Origin of the sequence: Streptomyces sp. NPDC005899 (assembly GCF_040629645.1) — a bacterium.
In the GTDB taxonomy this organism is placed as follows: domain Bacteria; phylum Actinomycetota; class Actinomycetes; order Streptomycetales; family Streptomycetaceae; genus Streptomyces.
In genome coordinates this window covers 1-3847 of the sequence record NZ_JBEXWB010000476.1, presented here as the reverse complement: position 1 = coordinate 3847, position 3847 = coordinate 1, and the positions used below count along the sequence as shown (strand labels likewise).

Sequence of the window (3847 nt, the reverse complement as noted above, 5' to 3'; positions counted from 1 at the left end):
GTACGGGGGCCTTCGCCGTTTCCGGGGCCGCAGGGGGCTCAGGGGCCGGGGCGGCCGCCGGAGCCGGTGCGCGGGGCGGCAGGTGTTCTCAGCCCTGCCAGCTGTGCGGGGCGCGGAAACCGGGGGTGCGCTCCAGCCGGCGCCATCCGGCGGTGTCACGGCCGCGACGGGCGGGCGCGGCGGGCTGGGCCGCGGCACGGGCGAGCAGGACCGCGGTGATGGCCGCGAGCTCCTCGGGGCCGGCCTGGCCCTTCTCGACGCGCAGCACTGACTCGGCGGGGGTGACGCTCATGGTGTCTCCGTCTCTGGGCGGATTCTGTGCAGGTGACAGCGGGCGCCGGCAGGGTCGCTGCGGCGGGCTGTGCCTACTGCGGCGGGTTGCCGTGCTTGCGGGACGGCAGGTCGGCGTGCTTGTTGCGGAGCATCGCGAGGGAGGCGATGAGGACCTCCCGCGTCTCGGCGGGGTCGATGACGTCGTCGACCAGCCCCCGCTCCGCGGCGTAGTAGGGGTGCATCAGCTCGGCCTTGTACTCCTTGACCATGCGGGCCCGCATGGCTTCGGGGTCCTCGGCGTCCGCGATCTGGCGGCGGAAGATGACGTTGGCGGCACCTTCGGCGCCCATCACCGCGATCTCGTTGGTCGGCCACGCGTAGGTGAGGTCGGCTCCGATGGACTGGCTGTCCATGACGATGTACGCGCCTCCGTATGCCTTGCGCAGGATCAGCGAGATCCGCGGCACGGTGGCGTTGCAGTACGCGTACAGGAGCTTCGCCCCGTGGCGGATGATCCCACCGTGCTCCTGATCGACGCCGGGCAGGAAGCCGGGTACGTCCAGGAGAGTGACGATGGGGATGTTGAAGGCGTCACACATCTGGACGAACCGTGCGGCCTTCTCGGACGCCTCGATGTCCAGGACTCCGGCCAGCGACTGGGGCTGGTTGGCGACGATGCCCACGACCTGGCCGTCGAGGCGGGCCAGCGCGCAGACGATGTTGCGGGCCCAGCGCTCGTGGACCTCGAGGAAGTCGCCGTCGTCGACGAGCTCCTCGATGACCTTGTGCATGTCGTAGGGCCGGTTGCCGTCGGCGGGGACGAGGTCGAGCAGGACGTCACCGCGCCGGTCGGCCGGGTCGTCGCTCGGCACGACGGGCGGGTTCTCCCGGTTGTTCGACGGGAGCATGCCGATCAGGTAGCGGACCTCGGCGATGCAGGTCTCCTCGTCGTCGTACGCGAAGTGCGCGACGCCCGAGGTCTCGGCGTGCACGTCCGCGCCGCCGAGCCCGTTCTGGGTGATCTCTTCGCCGGTGACCGCCTTGACGACGTCCGGTCCGGTGATGAACATCTGCGAGGTCTCGCGGACCATGAAGACGAAGTCGGTCAGGGCGGGGCTGTAGGCCGCGCCGCCCGCGCAGGGGCCGAGCATCACGCTGATCTGCGGGATGACGCCCGAGGCACGGGTGTTGCGCTGGAAGATCCCTCCGTACCCGGCGAGCGCGCTCACACCCTCCTGGATGCGGGCGCCGGCGCCGTCGTTCAGCGAGACCAGCGGGGCACCGGCCGAGATGGCCATGTCCATGATCTTGTGGATCTTCGTGGCGTGGGCCTCGCCCAGCGCCCCGCCGAAGATCCGGAAGTCGTGCGCGTAGACGAACACCGTGCGGCCCTCGACCGTGCCCCAGCCGGTGATGACACCGTCGGTGTACGGCTTCTTGGCCTCCAGGCCGAAGCCGGTCGCGCGGTGCCGGCGCAGCTGCTCGACCTCCTTGAACGAACCCGCGTCCAGCAGGAGCTCGATCCGCTCCCGGGCCGTCAGCTTGCCCTTGGCGTGCTGGGCCTCGGTCGCCCGGTCACTCGGTCCCCGCCGCGCCTGCTCACGCAGCGCCAGCAGTTCAGCCACCCGCCCGCGGGTGTCAGTCGGCTCGCCCGGGATTTCGTCCACAACGGTCATGTGTCGACCCTACGAACCCGGCCGCACAAATCCCGCCGTCCACATCGGACAGTCTCCTGCCCTGTTTCCTGGCTGCACCTGACAGAAGCGCGGTGCCGTGCAGCCCATCCACCAGCTCAGGGGGCGGTTCGATTGTGGAGCTTCGACAAACGCCCCGGTATGGCGACGGTCACAGCGCGATGCGCGCGCCACGCCGGGATCCACCGGAGCGGAGGAGGGCGGCACCCCACAATGGCAGAGCGCGCCACCGGATCCGGCACCGCCCCCCGGCCCGCCGGAGGGGCCGGCGGGGGCCTTCCGTCCGCACCGGCGGGGACGCTCCCCCCGCGCCGGGCGCGCCGCCGGAGGGACGCACCCGCCCTTCCGGCGGAGTGCCGAGTGCGTTCGGTTCCTGTTCACGCCTCGCAGGCAACGGTCGACCGACAGTCGTCAAAACCCCCTTCATGCCGACGAGTTGTGAAGAAATCCGTTTCTTGAGAGCGCTCTCAGTCGTAACTCTTGACGCTCGTCACCGACGTGGCGAGAGTGGTGCGCACCGCAGGCGGCCCCCCACCGCACCACCTCCCCGTCATTCCGCCTGCGGCCCCCACACCTCGGGAGTTCCCTCGTGATTTCGCGCAGAATGTTCCTGACGGGCGCCGCCGCCTCCGCGACCGCGCTCTCCTACCCCCTCTGGGGCAGCGCGCTGAGCCCGCGCACGTCGGCGGCGGCCGCGACCTGCGAACTCGCTCTGGAGAACAGGTCGTTGCCCGGCACGGTGCACGCCTACGTGACCGGCCACGAGCAGGGCACGGACCGCTGGGTGCTGCTGCGGGCCGACGGCAGTGTCTACCGCCCGGACTCACCCGGCGCCCCGCAGACCCCGCTGCCGGTGGACTGCGCCATCCCGCTGAAGGCCGCGGGCGCGGGACCGGTGGTCCTGACCCTGCCGCAGATGTACGGAGCGCGCGTGTACTTCGTGCGCGACGACAAGCTGGACTTCTACCTGAACCCGGGACCCTCGCTGGTCGAGCCCGCCTTCGCGACACCGACCGACCCCAACTACGGCCGTACCTGGTCGTTCTGCGAGTTCACGTTCAACCCGCAGCAGATCTACGCCAACATCAGCTACGTCGACCTGGTGACGGCCCTGCCGATCGGCCTGACCGTGGAGGGCGACGCCACGCACACGGTGGCTCCGCTGCCGGACGGCGCGGTGCAGCGGATAGCCGACGACCTCACCGCCCAGGCGGCGGCGGACGGGCAGCCCTGGGACAAGCTGATCACCCGTGGTGGCGACGGGCGGGTCCTGCGTGTCGTCTCCCCGCAGAACCTGATGGCGCCCTTCTTCGACCGGCCTGGCGAGATGCCCTTCCGGGACCTGTTCACCGCGCAGATCGACGAGGTCTGGGCGAAGTACCGCGCGGAGGACCTGCGGATCGACCTCCAGGGCGGCCGGGGCACGGTCACCGGGCGGGTCAACGGCGACATCCTGACGTTCGAGGGCGGCCACACCTTTACCAAGCCGTCCTCGAAGGACGTCTTCACCTGCAACCACGGGCCGTTCACGAACAACCCGGGCGACTCCGACGACAAGAAGGCGATCCTGGCCAGGCTGGCGGCCGGCTTCAACCGGTCGATCATGCTGAGCCACCCCAGCCAGCCGAACGGCACCTCGGTGGCGGACTACTACAAGGGAGCGGTGACCAACCACTGGTCACGCGTGGTCCACGCGAACTCCCCCATCGGTTACGCGTTCCCGTACGACGACGTCCGCCCGGACGGCGAGCCGGACGTCTCCGGAGCCGCCCACGACGGGAACCCCCGCCGCTTCACGGTGAGCGTCGGTTCCTGACGCGGACCACGCGCGAAGGGCCCGCCGCCCCCCCCGCCGGGCGGGGCCGCCCCACCGCCCCGGT

General features: G+C 70.9%; 3 protein-coding genes. 1 reads left to right on the top strand and 2 read right to left on the bottom strand.

The features are described 5' to 3' along the window. Positions 1 to 88 precede the first annotated feature (88 nt). Together ABZ371_RS30135 and ABZ371_RS30130 are read right to left on the bottom strand one after the other, a co-directional pair. The gene (locus ABZ371_RS30135) at positions 89 to 292 is read right to left on the bottom strand and encodes an acyl-CoA carboxylase subunit epsilon (RefSeq protein WP_358685540.1); all 204 of its coding nucleotides are present in this window, start codon (positions 290 to 292) and stop codon (positions 89 to 91) included. Between the two features lie 73 nt (positions 293 to 365). Beyond that, a complete protein-coding gene (locus ABZ371_RS30130) occupies positions 366 to 1949 on the bottom strand; it encodes an acyl-CoA carboxylase subunit beta (protein ID WP_358685538.1) in 1584 nt (527 codons plus the stop codon). Positions 1950 to 2571: 622 nt separating this feature from the next. Between ABZ371_RS30130 and ABZ371_RS30125 the strand changes: the two genes are divergently transcribed. Continuing rightward, positions 2572 to 3783: a glycoside hydrolase family 64 protein gene (locus ABZ371_RS30125; RefSeq protein ID WP_358685542.1), complete on the top strand. Its 1212-nt coding sequence runs from the start codon at positions 2572 to 2574 to the stop codon at positions 3781 to 3783. Positions 3784 to 3847: the final 64 nt, after the last annotated feature.